Source organism: Streptomyces sp. NBC_00525, assembly GCF_036346595.1.
In the GTDB taxonomy this organism is placed as follows: domain Bacteria; phylum Actinomycetota; class Actinomycetes; order Streptomycetales; family Streptomycetaceae; genus Streptomyces.
The window spans coordinates 3,442,669-3,460,412 of the sequence record NZ_CP107834.1; the positions used below are offsets into that span (position 1 = coordinate 3,442,669).

The following is a 17,744-nucleotide window of genomic DNA, read 5'->3' on the forward strand; positions in this document are numbered from 1 at the left end:
TGCCGCCGCTCGCCGTGGCCCCCGGGAAGCCTGCGGCCCGCCGCCCTACTCCTCCAGCCCGTCGTACGCGAACCAGTCGAAGTGGACCGTGCCGTCGGCCGCGTACAGGCCGATCACCCGGCCCGTGAAGCCGCCCGTCACCTCGGTGGAGAGGTAGCGGCCGTCCAGCGTGCCGAGTGCGGTGAAGGTGCCGGACGGGTCCTCGTGGCCCAGGGTGATCGTGTCCGGCCCGGTGCACGGGGCGACGGGCGGCGCGGTGCGGCGTACGTCGATGCCGAGGGTGACCGGGCCGGCGGGGGCCGGGACGGCGGCGACCACCGTGCGCAGGGGGCCGATGCGGGCGACGAGGCGGATCTCGGCGCCGTCCGTCTCGACCGCGTAGTGGTGCGCCTCGTCCAGGCGGACCGCGAGGCCGCCGCAGCCGTCCGCCGCGTCCACGAGGGTCCGGGCGCGGCAGGAGAGGTGCTGCTGGCGGCGGCCGGTGAAGACCGCGTCCGGGTCGTCCAGGCTGCCGCCCCTGCCGCGCAGGGTCAGCCAGCCGGGCCGCTCCGTCGTCCCGGACCGGCCGGCCGTCGAGCGGCGGGGGGAGATCCAGTACGGGCGGGGCGCGGCCCCGTCGAAGTCGTCCCGGACCGGGGCGGCCGGTGTGGGCTGCAACGGCCAGGGCGGGGCCGGGAGTTCGGTGCTGACCTCGCCGACGACGGGCCAGCCGTCCACCCAGGTCACCGGGGCGAGGAAGGTCTCCCGGCCCAGCACGTGCCAGCCGGGGGTGCCGCCGCCCGGCCGTACCCCGAGCAGCACCAGCCACCAGGAGCCGTCCGGGCCCTGGACCAGGTCGCCGTGGCCGGTGTTCTGCACGGGGTGCTCGCGGCCCCGGTGGGTGAGGACCGGGTTGTCCGGGCAGGGCTCGAACGGGCCGGCGGGCGAGGGGCCGCGCGCCACGGAGACGGCGTGCCCGCGCTCGGTGCCGCCCTCCGCGATCAGCAGGTACCAGTGGTCGCCGATCCGGTAGAGGTGCGGTGCCTCGGGGGCCTTCGCCCCGGACGCCCCGGACCAGATGCGCCGGGGTTCGCCGAAGGTCTCGCCGGTGTACGGGTCGATGCGGACCTGGGAGACCCCGGCCACGGTGCACCAGCAGGTGCCGTCCTCGTCCCAGGCGAGGTCCGGGTCGATGCCCGGTACGCCGGGGAGCGGGACCGGGTCGGACCAGGGTCCTGCCGGGTCGGTGGCGGTGAACAGCAGGTTGCCCACCTCGACGTTGGTGACGATCAGCCAGAACCGGCCGTCGTGGTGCCGGAGGGTCGGCGCGTAGATGCCGCCGGAGGCGCGGGTGTCCGGGGTGAGGTGCAACTGCGCGGGGCGGTCGAGGACGTTGCCGAGCTGCGTCCAGTGGACCAGGTCGCGGCTGTGGAAGAGGGGTATGCCCGGAAAGTACTCGAAGCTGGAGCACGCCAGGTAGTAGTCGTCCCCGACCCGGCAGACGCTGGGGTCGGGGTGGAATCCGGGGATCACCGGGTTGCCGACGGTGGGGCCCGTCTGGTCTCGGACTGGCATGGCATCTGTCCCTGTACGTCGCGCGAGTGCCGCCGTGGCGGTGGCGAGGCGCCCGTGTCGAAGCGCTTCGATAACGGGGTGATCCTCGCCACCGGCGCGGCGCGCGTCAAGAGGTCCAGGGGGTGCCCGGTGAGCCCCTACGCGGCTCCGCCGTTGCTCTTGAGGAGCTGGCCGTTGACCCACTGGCCCTGCGGGGAGCAGAGGAAGTCCACCAGGTGGGCGGTGTCCTGCGGGGTGCCGAGCCGGCCCAGCGGCGTGCCCAGGCGCAGCTCCTCCGCCAGCTCCTCGGTCATCCAGCCGGTGTCGATCGGGCCGGGGTTGATGACGTTGGCCGTGACTCCCAGGTGGGCCAGTTCGCGCGCGGCGGCCAGGGTGATGCGGTCCAGGGCGCCCTTGCTGGCCCCGTACGGCAGGTTGCCGACCGTGTGGTCGCTGGTGAGCGCGACGATCCGGCCGCTGCCCGCGGGGGCCCGGAAGCGCAGCGCGTACTCCCGGATGAGCAGCCAGGTGGCGCGGGCGTTCACCGCGAAGTGGCGGTCGAAACTCGCCAGGGTGGTGTCCAGGAGGCCGGAGTCCACGGACTCGGCGTGGCTGAGCACCAGCGCGGTGACCGGCCCGATGCGGCTCTCGGCCTCGTCGAAGATCCGGGTGGGGGCGTCCGGGTCGATCAGGTCCGCCTCGATCGCGGCGGTGCGGGCGCCGTGCGCGGCGAGCGAGGCCTCGATGGCCCCGGCCGCGCCGCGCTCCTCGCCCCAGTCCATCCGGCGGTCGTAGGGCGTCCAGTAGGTGAAGGCGATGTCCCACCCGGAAGCGGCGAGTTGACGCGCGATCCCGGCGCCGATGCCGACGGTGCGGCCGACGCCGGTGATCAGGGCGAGCGGACGGGATGCGGCGGGGGAGGAGGTGTCTGCGGTGGTCACGGAGGTCGATCCTGCTGGATGAAGCCCCCTCCGGACAACGGAATTCGACATCGCGCCACCTCAGCGCGGGCACCGCCGGCGCACGGCGGCGCGCAGCCTCATCAGGTTCGGCAGCAGTGCGTAGACGACCGCCGGGACGACGATGCCGGTGATGACCAGGGTCCGCAGGAGCGTCGGGCAACGATGTCGTCGGTGAGACCGGGCAGAAGATCGTTGAAGGCCTGAACGCCGCCGCTCCACACCATGTGCACGCGTCGTGCCCCGGCGCACTGCTCTCAGAGGTTCGGACCCCTTGCGCAAAGTGTCGTGTTGTCAGGCATGTGTGTCCATGGTCCCTGTTCTGGTTGCCCGCTGGTGGAGGCTGTTGACGGTGGCAGCACTGTCGAGGGCGACGGAGACGGCGTCGATACGGTCGGTGATCTCGGTGCCGATCTGTGGGGACTGTCTCCAGACAGAGATGGGTGTGCCGTTGTTGTAGGCGGCGATCGCGTCGCGGATGGCGACGGCTCCGGCGATGGCGCGCGCCTTGGGCTCGGTGTAGGTGGCGGTGGCCTCCGTGTACGCCTGGTGGTACAGGTCCGTGTTGTAGTACGGGGCGAGCAGGCGCAGAGAGTCGTGGATGCGCTGGCGGCGCTGCAGCACGCGCAACTCCAGGGGAACCCAGTACCCGAGCCGTGCTGTTGCCGCGGCGGGAGCCAGGACGAATACCGCGCGCCACAGTGGTCTCAACCGGCGGTACTCGCGCCGGTTCCGGTTCCACCTCTTGAGGACCGGACCGGCCTGGGGAGTGATGAATCCCACGGCTGCGAGCGCGCCCTCCAGGATCGCCAGATGTGGTGCGACCCTTGTGCTGAGCCAGTCCCAGTCGGCGCCGGACCAGCGGGCCGTGATCGCAGTCAGTTTGCTTGTTCCGAAGGCCAGGCCCATGACGAAGGAGCCTTGCAGGAAGACGACGCCTGATTTCAGCCAGGGGTTCTTGACTGCCTTGAACCACTTCCAGAGCATGAACACCGAAGCGGAGCATGTGGTGAAGTGTGCGAGCAGGTACAACAGGATGTGTTCACGCATCCATGGCGTGCCGGCGTAGTAGGTGTCGAGGTCGTGGATTCGTACGTCCGGTGTGTCGGCGAGGAAGAAGGTGACCCACAGAACTCCGATCATGCCGGTGTAGATCGCATGGATGCGGCGGATCTTGCGCCGCCGGTCTTCGGATGGCTCCTCACTCCAGCGCATGATCATGGCCAGGCTGGTGGCACCGGACGCGGTCAGAAACGAATAGGCCCACGGTGCCGCTATGTTAGGGACACCCGTGACGTCGTTGAGGCGCTCGATGTTGAGGGGAATGATGGTGACGAAAGCAGCCGAGGCCCAGACCAGCAGCAAGGTTGTCGCTCTTACCTCGGGGTTGCGCCAGGCCCGGATGAACGTCGGAATCTTGAAGAACAGCGCGATCGCCAGCAGGACAGCAGGGATCGAGTAGGGAACGTAGGTCATAAGAGTATGCGTCGACCGCGGTTGGTGAGCGACACGTTGAGGCGACCCTCGAGAGTCGACTCATCGACGGGGCCTTCGGCGTAGCGGCCTTTTACCCATGCACGGACCTCGCTGCCGAACAGTAGGCCGAAGGTTTCCGCTGCCGCCTCGCACTCCGCAAGGGACTCCGCACGCGCCGCGCCCATCCGGATCGCTTCGCGCGGTACATCCGGGTCGGTCAGGATCTGGTCGACCACACGCTGCAACGCTTCCGGGGTCTGATCGGGCACGAGCGCGCGGGCGGTAGCCGCTAGACCGGGGGTGTAGTGGCCGCAGTCGCCTTGTTCCTCGTGCCACAGTTCGTGTCCGAGGATGACCAGCTGCGCCTCCGCCACGGTTGCCTTCTCGACCACGATGATCGACCGGTCCCCGCAGTCCAAGCGCATGCCGGACACGGGAATGTCCGCGGGAAAGCGCCGAAACAGGAGTTCAATCGGGCGGCCGCTACGAACACTCATCGCCCGGCAGAACTCCTGCATGACGTCCCGCGCGTCCGCGGGCCGATCGAGCGAGTGAACTGCTTCCCTCCCCAGCGCCGACAGAAGGGATTTCATGGCTCGGATGTTCATCGGGCCGAGTCTCCCGCCGAGGGAAAGACCGAGCGGATAACGCCGGCAAGGAGCACCTCAAGCTGTTCAGGCGTCAAGGGACCGGCATGCCTGAGATCAGCGTTGACGACGCCGTACTTCTTCATCAGCGCCTGGACGGGGTCGGATTCGGGACTCTCGTACTTCTGGAGGATCGGCTGGAGAACAAGGTTGAGTGAGTCCCCCGCCGGCATGGTGAAGAACGTCTCCCCGCCTTCGACGTCGAAGAATTCCGCGAAGTCGTGGAGCAGGGGCACGTTGGGCATCTTCTCGCCCCTGAGCAGCTTTCGCGCCCAGACCTCGGAGACCATGAGGCGATCGGCTACCTCGGAAACGAGGTCGCTCAGCTTCTTGTCCGTACGAGCCAAGTAGCCCTCTGCCAGGGCCTTGATGCGCGCACAGACCCTTTGCTGCACAGTGTCCTGCGGTGGTCTGCCACCGCGAAGTAACTCACGGACGATGCTCTCAGGAAGAGCCGTCCGAGCCGCCAGCTCCCGGGAGTCGAGACTCTCCGTCTCACGGTACGCACTGAGGCGCCGAAGAGTCTCGGTGAGAGGTTGCTCCACCCATCGCTCCCAGGGTCGGTGTGTCCGATGTCCCACGCACACTACTCGGGCCATCGCGGTCCCCCAACGATCGTTCCGTGGCAGGAGACGATCGTTGACATGCCTCGCGCGGCGTAGCAAGATCCGGACAGCGGAATTGTCAATCTCGACACTCCGGGTGATCGCCGATCCGTCGGCATCCACTGAGAGTTGTACACAGAGAGCCACCGATGATGCGGAGACCTTTGACCGCGAATCGGTGGCGGCCGGCTGCGACCAATCGGGGCTGGTGGCCGACAGGAGCTGCGGCGGACCGCGATGCGGAGTCGGGCAGCGATGTCGATGCCACCGGTGGTGCGCAGCTGGTTGATGACGAAGCCGCGCAGGGGACCATGTTCTCCAGGCTGTGACCAGCAGATCTTGGAGGCATCCTCACGGACGACGCTGCCCCATGATGTTTCGGGCCATCGGGTGCCGTCGTGTGGCTCGGACGGGGAAAGGCCAGCCCATGTCCGGTGTCTGTGGCCGAACGGGGAGTTCTACGTGAGTAATCACGACGCGCTGGACGGCGGCTGTCGCTGTTCGCGTCAGCCTGGCGAAGCGACTTCGCACGCCTCCGGGGGATCGGTGAGGAGCACAGGACGGACTGCGAAATCCGACACAGAGGGGTTACTCGCTGTCACGGCGGGTGAACTGCATGTCTTCTGTGTCGCAGATGTGTCCCCGACCGGCGCCGGTCGAGGAGGGGGGCCGGACGGCGATCGACCGCTGCGCCGGGTACTGGGACGCATCCTCGGTATGAGCGGGCCCGAAGTGCCGCTCGCGCGGGATGCGCTGGGACGTTTTCGGCTGCGCGACGGTCCCTTCGGCCTCGCCGTGTGCGGTGACGCGGGACGGCTTACCTTGGCGCTCGTCAGTGGCTGCTCGGTCGCGCTGAGCCTGCACGAGGTTCCGGGCTCGGGACAGCTCGGGCCGGCGATGCCGTTCACCGAGAGGGAGCGGCGCTGGGCCCGGGCGGCCCCGGAGGGCAGGAGGGCGGAACGCCTGGCCCGGCTGTGGACCCGTAAGGAAGCCGCCCTCAGACTCATGGGCAGCCCGCTGTCCGCGGCGGCCGAGTCCGACGCGCTCGCCCCCGACGGGCTGGGAGATGTGCTGCTGCGCCGACCGGAGCGGGTGGCGTGGAGCGCGCCCCTGGGATCACCGCAGGAGGCATACGTGCGGAGCCTGGCGGCCGAGCCCGGTCTCGCGGCGGCCGCCGCTACGTCGGCGCCGGTCACCCGGGTGTGCATGTGGTACGTCGACTCGGCTGTTCGCGCCGAGGGCGACGACCCGGTCGGCGAGCCGGTGGGGGGAGGGAACGCCGGAGAACACCGGTCCTCCGTAGCTGGGGGAACCACCCTGCCGTTGTTGTCGACCGTCTGGTAGGAGGCGGAACCGTGCCGACGCGGCCGTGGTGACCGCCCCGGCCGCGTCCGCCCGGGCCCGGTCAGTCGTGCCGCCGGGGGTTCCCCTCGGCTACGGCATGACCAGCCCGTGCGGATCGGCTGCGGGATCGTCCCCGGCGTCGGCGTGGAGTTCGCGCCAGGTCTCCATCGCGAGCCGGTAGGAGCCGAGTCGCTCGTAGCGGTCGGCCACCCAGCGGTAGTCGGCCTCCGCCTGAGCGGACCGGCCGGCGGCGCGATGGGCGCGGGCCCGGACGATGCCGCTCCATGCCTGATCGAGCAGGGGCAGGTCCGGGGTCTCGGGCACGATGTCCGGGACGAGCCGGTCGGCCTGCTCGGTCTCGCCCCGGCACAGGGCGGTGAGGCACTCCAGCGCGGACTGCAGGCTGCGGGCGCTCGGCGAGCCGAGCAGTTCCGTCAGGGCACGCGACTGCTCGATCAGCGTCCGAGCGCCTTCATGTTCACCGGCCGCCAGGGCCGCCAGCGCGCGTGCCCGTACCAGCCGGGCCCGGTCCGCCAGATCGGCGCCGGCACCGGCCAGGGCGTCCGCCCTGTTCAGCAGGTCGAGTGCCTCCGACGGCCGGCCGGCCAGCCGACGCAACCCACCGGCGGCCCACAGGGCCGACGCGTCCACGTGAGGCGGCACACTTTGGCCGGTTCCCGCGAGGAGTTCCTCGCACAGGACATCGGCACGCTGCCAGTCACCGCTCTCGGCATACGCCGAGACGGCGGCAACGAGGGCTTCTGTGTGCTCGGTCGGGGCGACACCGAGTTCCCCGGTGATCCGCACGGCCTGTTCGGCGTAACTCACGCTCTCGGAGAGCCGGCCCAGTCGGCGCAGGGCCCGGGCGGTCTCGATCAGAACACGGGCCTGGAACATCGGGGCGTACTCGGTCATGGGGGCCGCCAGCAGGTCCGTCAGCACATCGAGCCGCGCCTCCTGCTCTGCGAGGTGCCCGAGCGTGACAGCGAGCTCCCAGCGGGCCTCCCACAGCACCTCCTCGGACCCGGCCGCCGCGTCAGGGGAGGTCAACTGGCCGATCAACGCGTTGAGATCGTCGCGGGCGCGCTCCCAGTCACCGGAGAGCTGGCCGGAGCGGGCCGCGACGAGGCGGCCGATCAGCTCCATGCGGGAGGGGTGCCGGTCGGGGGGCGGTGCGCTGAGATCCTCGATCCGGAGTCCGAGCCGCTCGACGATCGCCTTGGCCGCCTTGACACTCGGGGTCCTGCGGCCGCTTTCGACCAGTGAGACATAACTGGCGGAAACCGTCTCGCTGGCGAGCTCGGATTGGGGCAGGCCCCGGGCACGGCGGATCTCGCGAATCCGCCTACCGAAATCTGGCTGATGGATGGTCAACGTCTCGCTCGCAGCATGTTACGCGCACAGGAAGGACAATTGACCAGCAGTCTACAACGCGTGTAGAGGTCAAAGGTTACGTCATGCTACCCCCTAGGGCACACAGGCCGGATTTCCACGACTGTCGAGTCACCGTATAGTCAATTTTCATGACTGAAGCTCTGCCCGCCGTGTCGCGTCCGTGGGGGATGCGCGCCCTCCTGGGTGCGGTGCTCATCAGTTCGGTTGGCGAGGCCATGGTGATCGTCGCCGTGCCCTGGTTCGTCCTGGAAGCGACGGGTAGTGCGGCGCGCACCGGCGTCCTGCTCGCGGTCGGCGCGGTCTCCTCGGGGCTGGCCGGCTTGCTGGCCGGGCCGCTGGTGGACCGCTGGGGCTTCAAGCGCATGGCCGTCACCGCCTGGGTCTTCGGGGGTGCCGCAGCCGCTTGCATCCCTGTGCTGCATCATCTCGGGCGGCTCGACTTCGCCACATTGATCGCTCTGACGGTGGCGGCGTCGGTGCTCGACGTGCCCGGTGTCGCCGCGGTGACGGGCCTCGTCCCCGGCCTCGCCGGAGCCGCGCGGATGCCCCTGGAGCGCGGCAACGCACTGCTCGGCGGCGTCCACCAGGCCGCCCAGCTGGCCGGGGTGCCGCTCGGCGGCCTGGCCACCGCGACACTCGGCGCCGACACCGTCCTCGCCCTGGACGCGCTCGGCTGCCTCCTGGCGGCTTTCTTGATCCTGGTCGGTGTCCCGTCGCCGGGGCCGACCCCGTCGGCGCCGGCTGCCGAGGCGCCGGCGGGCCGGGAACCATCCCTGGCTGTCCGCGCCTACCTGGACGAGATCCGGGTGGGACTGCGGCTTCTGTGGCGGGAGCGGCTGGTGCGGGCGCTGGCCTGCTCGGGTGCTGCGTTCAATGCGTTGGACAGCGGTTTGGCGGGGGTGCTTCTGGCTGTATACGCGCACCGGGAGCTCGGCAGCGCCGCCGGGCTCGGGGTGATGCTGACGGCTTTCAGTGTCGGGGTGCTGGTGGGCACCGGCGCCTACGCGGTCGTCGGGCACCGGTTCGGGCGGCGGCCGGCCTACCTGGCGTCCGGGGCCGGCGTCGGGTTGCTGGTCGCGGGGCTCGCCGTGGTGTCCCCGTCGCTTCCGACGGCAGCCGTCCTGCTGGGCCTGCTGGGGGTGGTGGCCGCCCCCGTCGGCCCGGTGCGGACCACCGCCTTCCAGCGCGAGCTGCGCGCCGAGACGTACGGGCGGGTCGTCTCCGCGGTCGACACGATCGGGACGGCCGCCGTACCACTGGGCGCGGCCGCCACCGCTGTGGCCGCGGAGTCGCTGGGGGTGCGGCCCGCCCTCGCTGCCCTGGCCGTCGCCTACCTGGCGGTGGTGACCGCCTGCTGGAGATCCTCGGCACTGCGGACACTGTGACCTGACGGACAACGGCGCTGACCGGCACGCCCGATCGTCGCCCTGCGGCCCAAGTCGTTTCATGACTCTGCTCATGACTAGAATTGACTTATGGTTGACTGTGGTTCGAATCGACCATCATCCCGAGGAGGGACATGACTTCCGCTCCAGCCCTTCCGGTCTCGAAGGCGCCGTCGAAGGGCCTGGTGAGCGCCGAACGGCTCCGGGCCCTGCATGCTGTCCGCCGCCTCCTGGCCGAGCACCCGCAGGAAGTGCACGAACTGCTCTGCGAGATATCGACCCACCGGGCCGCGGCCTACGAGATCGAGGCGGCCGTCGCGACTCTCGACGGTGCTGAGCAGGAGATCGCCCTGCACCGCCCTGCCACGGTCGGCCGGCTGGCTGTCTTCATGCCGTCCAACGTGATCCTGTACTCGTACGTGCTCTACCTGCTCGTCCCGGCACTGTATGCCCGGCAGCTGGTGTTCCGTCCCTCCAGCCAGGTCAAGGACCAGATGATGCGGCTGCACGGGATGCTCTCGGAGGTCCACGGCCTGCCGATCGAAGCGGCGCAGAGCAGTCAGCGGGAGTTCCTCGACGACCTCTCCGGCCGCGCGGATGTGGTGGTCTTCACCGGCGCCTACCGCAATGCCGAGCAGGTCAGGACCCGACTCGCCCCCGGGCAGCTCTTCCTGTTCCTGGGGTCCGGAGTGAACCCCTTCGTCGTCGCGCCGGGCGCCGACCTCGACGCCGCCGTACGGGACGCCGTCGAGATCCGCCTGCTCAACTCGGGTCAGGACTGCCTGGGCCCCGACCTGTTCTGTGTGCATGAGGATCTGCTTGAGCCGTTCACCAACGCGCTGCGGGCCGCGCTCGGCCGGCTGCGCCACGGGACCTACACCGACCCCGAGGCCGACTACGGACCCTTGTTCTACGAGGGGGCACTGGAGGAGGCCGCCCTGTACCTGGCGAAGAACCGCGACCGGATCGTGCACGGCGGCAACGTCGACTTCCGCTCCCGCCGGCTGGACCCCGCGATCGTGGTGGTCCCCGAGGTGACGCCGCGCACCCAGCTGCCGGAGTTCTTCGCCCCGGTCTTCAACATCGCCGGCTACCGCGACGAACGGGCGCTGGCCGCGACGCTCACCACCGGTGTGTTCACCGAACGAGCCCTCGGCGCCAGCGTGTACGGCCGTGCGCCGGAGCTGGTGCGGGCGCTGCGCCGCCGTACCACGGTGACCACGGACACCACCCTGCTCGCCATCGACGACGGCAACGCGGCTTTCGGTGGCTTCGGCCGTATGGCCAACTACATCACCGACGGCACGGGGATGTGGACGGAGCCGATTCTCGTCTCCAAGGCCGTGGCCGACCACCTGCCGCGGGGGCGGGCATGAGCGAGGCGAGAAAGCATCCCAGCGCCTGGCACGCCGTGGCCGACCACCTCCAGCACCTTGGCACGGAGGCGGTGTTCGGGCTGCCCGGCGACGACATGGACCTGCTCGGCGCCCTGGAGGACACGCACACCACTGTTGTGCTCTGCCGGGATCAGCGCAACGCGATGTTCATGGCCACCGGCCATGCCCTCGCCACGGGCCGGCCCGCGGTGTGCGCGGTGGGCAAGGGCCCCGCGCTGACCAACGCACTCACCGGTCTGCTGGAGGCGCGCTCGGCGGCGGCGCCGGTTCTGCTGGTGGCCGGCGGTACGGCGCTCGACCGCCTCGGCACCGGGGCCTTCCAGGAGCTCGACCAGCTCGGCGCCGTCCGGCCTTTCGTCAAGTGGGCCGAACGCGTGGACCGTGCCGACCGGCTGCCGGCCGCCCTGGAGAAGGCGACCGCCATGGCAGTCGGCGGGACGCCCGGCCCTGTCTACCTGGAGATCGCCGAACACGTGGCCGGCGAAGCCGTCGAGCAGCCCGGCCCCTGGCGACCGCCGGCACCGCAGCGGACCGGTGCGGACGAGGACGTGCTGCGGGCGACCGCCCGGCTGATCGGTGCGGCACGGCGGCCGGTGCTGCTGGTCGGCGGAGGATCGCGGCACCGCAACGCGGACCGGCGGATCGAGCGCTTCGCCGAGCTGCTCGGCGCCGCCCTGTTCAGCACGGCCTCGGGCCGGGGCACCGTCGCCGAGGACCACCCGCTGTACTGCGGGGTCTCCGGGCTGTACACCGTGCCGCCCGCAGACCGGCTGTGGCAGGAGACGGATCTGGTCGTGGCGCTCGGCAGCCGACTGGAGGAGACCGCCACATTCGGCTGGCCGGACCGCACGCGGCTGCCGGTCGTCCAGGTCGTCTCGGCCGAGGACTCCGTGGTCACCGGACACCCGGGCGCCCACGTGCTGGGTGATGTGGGCCGCACCGTGGCGGACTGGACGGCGGCCCTGCGGGAGCACCGCGCGGCCGGGGACTGGACGGACCGTGTGCGCGGCGTCCGCACCGAACTGGACGGGATCCCCGCCCGCCGGACGGACCAGCCGGACGACTCCGGGGCCGGGGAGCACAGGCGCCACGGAGTGCCGGTGGCAGACGTGCTGGCCGGGATCGACCGGGCCGTGCCCGCCGACCGCGTCCTGGTCCAGGAGAACGGCCTGCAGGACATGTGGTCCTACTTCTTCCCGTACTGGTCGTGCGGTGCGACCGGCGGCTCGGTGGTGCCCAGCGAGCAGACCCCACTCGGCTTCGGAGCCGCCGCCGCGGTCGGGGTGGCTCTGGCCGAACCGGGCCGTCCGGTGGTCGCGGTGGCGGGTGACGGCGCGTTCAACCTCTTCCGCGGCGAACTGCCCACCCTGGCCGACAGCGGCGCGGCCGTGCTGTACGTGGTGCTGGACAACGGCGGATACGGGTGGCTTCAGGCCAATCTCGACCGCGTCTGCGGCGAGCGTTCCCGGTTTTCCTTCACCGGCGACCGGCCCACCGCCACAGCCGCCCTGGCCGGCGCGTACGGAATCGGCCACTGGCGGGTGGACACCCCTGACACGCTCGATCGGGCTCTCGCCGAAGCCTGGGCGCACTGTGCGTCCGGTCGGGCGGCCGTGGTCGAGGTCGCTGTGTCCCTCAGCGACCGGCCGCCGGGCGTGGCGGAGCCGGCGGGCGACTTCCCGACGAAGCATCAGTAGCACCGAGAAATCGAGGATGATCCATGTCCGTGGCGCTGTTCTTCCCAGGGTTGATACCCACCCGGTACGACACGATCAGCGAGTTCGTGGCGACCAACGAACAGACGAGAAGGAGGTTCGCTGAGGCGGACGAGGTGCTCGGCTACTCGCTGATCGGCGCCTATCACGATGCGGCCATCTACGACTGGGAGGTGTACGAGGCCGGATTCATGGCCCTCAGCCTGGGGCTGGCCGACTGGGCGGAGGAGAATCTGGGAGGCCGTCCCACGGTGTGCGGCGGACAGAGTTTCGGCGCGTTCATGGCGGTGGTCCGGGCGGGCACGCTCTCCTACGCCGAGGGCCTCCGACTGATCCAGCGCAGTGTCGTGGTGGAACGCGACTACTTCGACTCGCTGGCCGAGCCTCTGGGCTGCCACTTCTTCTACCGCCTCCCGTATGCCACCGTGGCGGCACTCATCAAGGAGTTCGAGGCACGAGGGGAGTGGGTCGAGCTGTCGGTCGCGCTGGACGACGACGTGCACGCGGTGTCGGCCACCATGGCCACGCTGGAACGGTTCGAGCAGCGGGTGCGGGAGAAGGGCGGTTTCCCCTTCTACACCATGAACCGGGCCGAACACTGCTCCGCCGTGAGTGATCTGAGGCAACGTCTGCAGGACGAGGTGTACAGCACGGTCGAGTGGCGGCCGGCCCGGATTCCCGTGGTGTCCGACGTGGACGGGCGGCTGCTGACCGACCCCGAGGAGATCGAGCAGGACCTGCTCGACGGCTGGACCACTCCCGTGCACTGGGAGACGGTCGTACGGGGCCTGAAGGACGCCCGCGTCGAAGAGGTGTGGATCCCCGGCGCGCGCAGCATGTTCGCACGTATCACCAAGAACTCCTTCGTTACCAGGGTCATCTCTCCCAAACTGGTGGCGGCTTCGTGAGTGCCCTGGACGAGGGCACGCCGGAGGCGACGCCGAGCGGCGGGACGGACGGGGGCGGCGCGGCGGGGCAGCGGGTTCTTATGGCGGCCGCGCTGGGCAGCGCTCCGATGGAGGTGCTGGACTTCCTCCTCCCGCTGTGGGCGGGCTCGGAGCTGAAGGCCGGGGCCTCCGCCGTGGGCGCGCTGATCGCCGTCGAGGCAGTCCTGTCGCTCGTGTTCCGCCCTTTGGCGGGCGAGTTGTCCGACCGCTGCGATCCGCGCCGGGTGGGCGCGGTGGGAGCCGCCCTGTACGCGCTGTCCTTCGCCGGGTACGCGGTCGCGGACGCACTGTGGCCCGCGTTCGCGGCGGCCGGACTCGGTGGGGCCGGCGGTGCGCTGTTCTGGGTCGCCCTGGACACCTGGACAGGCCGGCGCGCGACGGGCAACGGCACCGCTGCCTACGGGAAGCTGCTCTCCGTTTCCGGCCAGGGCGCCTTCGTCGGCTACCTGCTCGCATTCACCGTGCTGGAGCGCGGCGGATACCGGCCTCTGTTCTGGCTGGGCTGCGCGGCCTGTGCCGTGGCCGCCGTACTGCTGGCCGTACGGCCGGAGGAAGCCGCCGGGAAGGCGGATGCCGGGGAGCTGCCCGATGCCGCGGCGGGCTGCGCGGACGGTCGGCGCCGGCTGCTGCCGCTGATGGTGCTGGCCTCGGTCACGGCCGGGGCGGAGGCCGGTCTGTGGATGCTGCTCCTGCTACAGCTCCAGGGGGAGTACGGGCTGACGCCCACCGAGGCCGCCCTGGTCTTCGCCCCCGGGTTCGTGGTCTTCATCCTGCTTCCGGAGCACGCGCACCGGATCACCGACCGCGTCGGCCGCAGCTGGACCATGGGAGTCTCGTTCACGGCGTCGGCGCTCTTCGCCGGCGGGCTGGCCGTGGTCTCGGCCCCAGTGGCGGTGGCGGTGCTGTGGACGCTGGTGGCCGCGTGCTTCGCCGCGCAGATCCCGGTGGAGCAGGCGACCGTCGCGGCCGCCGCCGGGGGACGGCCCGGCCGGGCCATGGGCCGGTACGAGAGCGCCCGGCTGGTCGGCGTGCTCGTGGGGCCACCGCTGCTCGGGACGGTGTTCGAGGCGTGGGGGTGGGCGGCGGCCTGCCTGACCTCTGCGGCGGTGTCGGCGTCGGCCGCCGTGGCCGCGCCGTGGGCGATGCGTACTGCGGCCGGCGGAAACCGTACGGCGATCCGAACCCGATCCGTGGGGCAGGGGGAGCCGGAGTCGGCGCCCCCTCGGCAAAAGCGTGACCAAGTGAGGAATGAGGGCGACGAGTTGGGCACCGAGATGACATCATCGGCCGGCGCGCAGTCACCGAAGGAGCATGCCCGCAAGGAACGCCGTGACTGGCTGTTCCACACGCTGGTGTTCGCCGTGGTGCAGCTGGGACTGTGGGTTCTGGACGCCAACTGGCTGGCGTACCGGATCCAGGATGAGCCGATCCCGGACGAGAACCGTGGCGTGCTGATGTGGATCGGCCGGATCTGGTTGACGATCTGGATCATCGACACCATCTGGTCCTGGTCGTACACCGTGTTCCCGCGGCAGAAGAAGGCCAGGTCCAGGTCCTGACCCGCTTCCTGACAGGGGCTCGGCCGGGCTCAGCGGCCGAGCACCAGCGGCAGGCGGGTGTATCCATTCAGCGAGGTCATGGCGGGCCGCAGCTTCTCGTCCGAGGCGAACTCGATCGTGCGGAACCTGGACAGCAGCGCGGGGAAGGCGAGTCCGGTCTCCAACCGCGCCAGCACGGCACCGAGGCAGTAGTGGGCGCCGGCCCCGAAGGACAGATTCGGCACCCGTTCCCGGTCCGGGTCGAAGGTCTCGGGGCGGGAGTAGCGGGCGGGGTCACGGTTGGCGCTGGCGAGCAGGCCCACGACCTGGGTGTCGCGCGCGATCGGCAGCCCGCCGAGGACGGTGTCCTCACCGGCCCATCGTGAGGCGATCGGGACGGGCGGTGTGTACCTGAGCATCTCCTCCACCCACACGCCGACCCGCTCCGGTTCGCCGCGCAGCCGGTCGCGCAGCTCCGGCCGGGCGACCAGGGTGGCCAGGCCGTTGCCGATGAGGTTGCTGGTCGTCTCGTAGCCGGCGGAGTAGAGCAGCACCAGGTTGGCGAGCAGTTCCCGGCGCGTGAGGCGGTCGCCGTCCTCCTCACGGGCGGCGATGAGCGTGCTGACCAGGTCATCGCGCGGCTCGCGCGTGCGCAGCCTCACCAGTTCCTCCAGCCGTTCCCACAGCTCTTCGGTCGCCGTGTCCGCGGCGCGCAGGGCGGGGTCGCTGTGGGGCTGCTCGATGGCGGCGGTGACGGCCGAGATCCGGGGGCCGAACCAGGCGCGGTCCTCCTCCGGGATGCCCAGCAGCTCTCCAATCACGGTGATGGGCAGTGGAAGGGCGAAGTGCTCCATCACGTCCACCGCGCCGCCGTCGGCGGCCCGCTCGGCCATATCGTCGAGCAGGCCGTCGATCAGGACGGCGACGGCCGGGCGCAGCTCGGCGACCCGGCGGGGTGTGAACGCGCGCCCGACCAGGCGCCGCAGCCGCTCATGGTCGGGTGAGTTCTGGTTGACCATCTCGGCCATCAGGGAGTGGATCGCGGGATGTTCGAGGCTCTCGGGCCACCGCTCGGCCATCCACGCCTCGTCCTCCATGCGGAAGACAGGGGAGCGCAGCAGAAGGTCGCATTCCGCGTACCGGCTGAGCAGGATCGTTCCGTCGGGCATGCGCCAGACGGGACGGTGCTCGCGCAGGGTCGCGTAGTGCGGGTACGGGTCGCCGCAGCCTCGTGGGTCGAACAGAGCGCGGACGGCTCGGCGTACCTGTGCCGCGTCGGTCATGGTGCTCCTGGTAGATCGGTGAACGAGTGAGTGCGGTGGGGAGAAGCGGCCGGTGTCGCCGCAGCCGACCGGCCGCAGCGACACCGGCGGGCGTGGCCGCGGCTCAGACGCTCGTCAGCTGCTTCTCGATCCGCAGCACCACATCGGAGACGAGGCGCAGTTCCTTCAGCTCCTCCTCGGGCAGCTGGACGGAGAAGCGCTCCTCGGCGGAGACGATCACCTCGACCATGGCGAGGGAGTCGACGTCCAGGTCGTCGACGAATGCCTTCTCCTCGGAGACGTCCGCAGGATCGACGTCGGCGACCTCGTTGAGGATCTCGGCGAGGGCGGAGACGATTTCTTCGCGTGTCATGGGCTGTTCCTCTCAGGATGTACGGGGTCCGGCACGGTGTACGGGGACGGGGTCACTGCTCGGGGGAGACCTGCTGCCGGAGGGCCAGGCCGATGACGTGGTCCGCGAAGGCGTCCTCGATGCCGATCAGCCGCAGCTGCCGGCGCAGGCTGTCGATGCCGAGCTCGCGCATCGTCGGCCCCTGCGCCGTGCGTCCGGTATTGCCGCCGGCCCCGATGCGCAGCGCGATCGGGGCGGACTGCTCGATCACCTCGCGGATGTCGTCGCCGTATCCCTCCCTGACTCCCTGCCGCAGGGCGTGCAGACCGAAGCTGACGTGCCGTGACTCGTCGCGGCACATCGCGGTGAAGCCGGCCCGCACGCCGGACAGCAGCGGGACACCCTGCAGGGAGCGCACGATGGCCCGCTGGCCGACCAGGGCCAGGACACCTTCGGTGATGAGGTGGAACAGGGCCACGGCGCGCAGCCAGCGACGGTAGTCGGAGGGGTGTTCCTGCAGCTCGCGGATGACCTCGGTCTCCAGTCTGCTGAGGTCGTGGTGCGGCGTGGTGACCATGTTCCACGCCTGGGTCAGCATCCGTCGCGGGTCGGGGTCGAGGCCGAGCACCTCCTCGCCGAGCCGCAGCATGAGCTGGGTGTGGCGGGTCTCATCGGCGATCTGCGTGCCCAGGTAGAGGTGGTCACGTTCCTCGGGCGCGCCGGTCAGGATCGGCCCGAGCAGGTCGAGTCCGGTGTACTCGCCGATGATGAACGTCGCGATCGACTCCTCGACAGCCTTGCGCGCCGCCTTGGGCAGCCGCCGCTCGAAGTCCGCCCGGTCCGGTTCCAGCTCGATGGCCTGGGCCGACCACTGCTGCTTCTCCCAGCGTTCGTACAGGGCCTGGGGGTGCGGCCGCTGAGCGGCGACGAGGTCGGCGTGCCGGAGCACGTCCGAGACCGGGAGCCGGGGCATCTCGGCGAGGGATGCGTCATCAAGGAGCAGCGTGCTCCAGCGCGCCATCTCACCCCTCCATGACACGTGAGTAATGGTTATGACAGAGCTGCATAAGGGAGTTCTAACAGCGGAATCGGCTTCTGGTCAACGCGATAGAGGACTGCAGTCATGTCATCAGTCATCAATGAGTCGAGAAAATTGACTCTGTGGGTGTGGGCGTGCAAAGCTCTGGAC

General features: G+C 70.4%; 15 protein-coding genes and 1 pseudogene. 6 read left to right on the top strand and 10 right to left on the bottom strand.

What is annotated here, in order from left to right; genetic code table 11:
• Nucleotides 1–45: 45 nt before the first annotated feature.
• From OG710_RS15115 to OG710_RS15135, 5 genes are all read right to left on the bottom strand, one after another.
• The gene (locus tag OG710_RS15115; RefSeq protein WP_330239790.1) at nucleotides 46–1,554 is read right to left on the bottom strand and encodes a glycoside hydrolase family 43 protein; all 1,509 of its coding nucleotides are present in this window, start codon (nucleotides 1,552–1,554) and stop codon (nucleotides 46–48) included.
• A gap of 137 nt (nucleotides 1,555–1,691) precedes the next feature.
• The gene (locus OG710_RS15120) at nucleotides 1,692–2,474 is read right to left on the bottom strand and encodes an SDR family oxidoreductase (RefSeq protein WP_330239791.1); all 783 of its coding nucleotides are present in this window, start codon (nucleotides 2,472–2,474) and stop codon (nucleotides 1,692–1,694) included.
• Nucleotides 2,475–2,786: 312 nt separating this feature from the next.
• Nucleotides 2,787–3,968, bottom strand: a complete 1,182-nt coding sequence (locus OG710_RS15125) for an MAB_1171c family putative transporter (protein ID WP_330239792.1) — start codon at nucleotides 3,966–3,968, stop codon at nucleotides 2,787–2,789.
• Nucleotides 3,965–4,576: a toxin gene (locus tag OG710_RS15130; protein ID WP_330239793.1), complete on the bottom strand. Its 612-nt coding sequence runs from the start codon at nucleotides 4,574–4,576 to the stop codon at nucleotides 3,965–3,967. Before OG710_RS15130 ends, OG710_RS15125 begins: the two co-directional genes overlap by 4 nt.
• Nucleotides 4,573–5,160, bottom strand: coding sequence for a hypothetical protein (locus OG710_RS15135; protein WP_330239794.1), 588 nt, complete (start codon nucleotides 5,158–5,160; stop codon nucleotides 4,573–4,575). Before OG710_RS15135 ends, OG710_RS15130 begins: the two co-directional genes overlap by 4 nt.
• Nucleotides 5,161–6,042: 882 nt before the next feature.
• Between OG710_RS15135 and OG710_RS15140 the strand changes: the two genes are divergently transcribed.
• Nucleotides 6,043–6,564, top strand: a complete 522-nt coding sequence (locus OG710_RS15140) for a 4'-phosphopantetheinyl transferase superfamily protein (RefSeq protein WP_330239795.1) — start codon at nucleotides 6,043–6,045, stop codon at nucleotides 6,562–6,564.
• A gap of 90 nt (nucleotides 6,565–6,654) precedes the next feature.
• Here OG710_RS15140 and OG710_RS15145 read toward each other — a convergent pair whose 3' ends face one another.
• Entirely contained in the window at nucleotides 6,655–7,710 is a 1,056-nt protein-coding gene (locus OG710_RS15145; RefSeq protein WP_330239796.1) for a transcriptional regulator, read from the bottom strand.
• A gap of 45 nt (nucleotides 7,711–7,755) precedes the next feature.
• Nucleotides 7,756–7,938: pseudogene (locus tag OG710_RS31310) on the bottom strand (helix-turn-helix domain-containing protein); the annotation flags it as partial.
• Nucleotides 7,939–8,087: 149 nt separating this feature from the next.
• Here OG710_RS31310 and OG710_RS15150 point away from each other — a divergent pair.
• The 5 genes from OG710_RS15150 to OG710_RS15170 all read left to right on the top strand — a co-directional run bounded on the left by OG710_RS15150 (nucleotide 8,088) and on the right by OG710_RS15170 (nucleotide 14,962).
• Nucleotides 8,088–9,344 carry an MFS transporter gene (locus OG710_RS15150; protein ID WP_330239797.1) on the top strand — a complete coding sequence of 419 codons (1,257 nt, stop codon included), beginning with the start codon at nucleotides 8,088–8,090 and terminating at the stop codon, nucleotides 9,342–9,344.
• Nucleotides 9,345–9,478: 134 nt separating this feature from the next.
• The gene (locus OG710_RS15155) at nucleotides 9,479–10,720 is read left to right on the top strand and encodes an aldehyde dehydrogenase family protein (RefSeq protein ID WP_330239798.1); all 1,242 of its coding nucleotides are present in this window, start codon (nucleotides 9,479–9,481) and stop codon (nucleotides 10,718–10,720) included.
• On the top strand, nucleotides 10,717–12,438 hold the full coding sequence (locus OG710_RS15160; protein ID WP_330239799.1) for a thiamine pyrophosphate-binding protein: 1,722 nt from the start codon (nucleotides 10,717–10,719) through the stop codon (nucleotides 12,436–12,438). Before OG710_RS15155 ends, OG710_RS15160 begins: the two co-directional genes overlap by 4 nt.
• A 23-nt stretch (nucleotides 12,439–12,461) precedes the next feature.
• On the top strand, nucleotides 12,462–13,364 hold the full coding sequence (locus tag OG710_RS15165; RefSeq protein ID WP_330239800.1) for an ACP S-malonyltransferase: 903 nt from the start codon (nucleotides 12,462–12,464) through the stop codon (nucleotides 13,362–13,364).
• Nucleotides 13,361–14,962, top strand: a complete 1,602-nt coding sequence (locus OG710_RS15170; protein ID WP_330239801.1) for an MFS transporter — start codon at nucleotides 13,361–13,363, stop codon at nucleotides 14,960–14,962. The genes OG710_RS15165 and OG710_RS15170 overlap by 4 nt, the downstream gene beginning before the upstream one ends.
• A 29-nt stretch (nucleotides 14,963–14,991) precedes the next feature.
• On the opposite strand, the gene OG710_RS15175 is transcribed toward OG710_RS15170, so the two are convergent.
• The 3 genes from OG710_RS15175 to OG710_RS15185 all read right to left on the bottom strand — a co-directional run bounded on the left by OG710_RS15175 (nucleotide 14,992) and on the right by OG710_RS15185 (nucleotide 17,576).
• A complete protein-coding gene (locus OG710_RS15175) occupies nucleotides 14,992–16,224 on the bottom strand; it encodes a cytochrome P450 (protein ID WP_330239802.1) in 1,233 nt (410 codons plus the stop codon).
• Between the two features lie 103 nt (nucleotides 16,225–16,327).
• Nucleotides 16,328–16,576 (bottom strand): acyl carrier protein, encoded by a 249-nt coding sequence (locus OG710_RS15180; protein WP_330239803.1) that lies wholly within the window; start codon nucleotides 16,574–16,576, stop codon nucleotides 16,328–16,330.
• Nucleotides 16,577–16,628: 52 nt separating this feature from the next.
• Entirely contained in the window at nucleotides 16,629–17,576 is a 948-nt protein-coding gene (locus OG710_RS15185) for a ribonucleotide-diphosphate reductase subunit beta (protein ID WP_330239804.1), read from the bottom strand.
• Nucleotides 17,577–17,744: the final 168 nt, after the last annotated feature.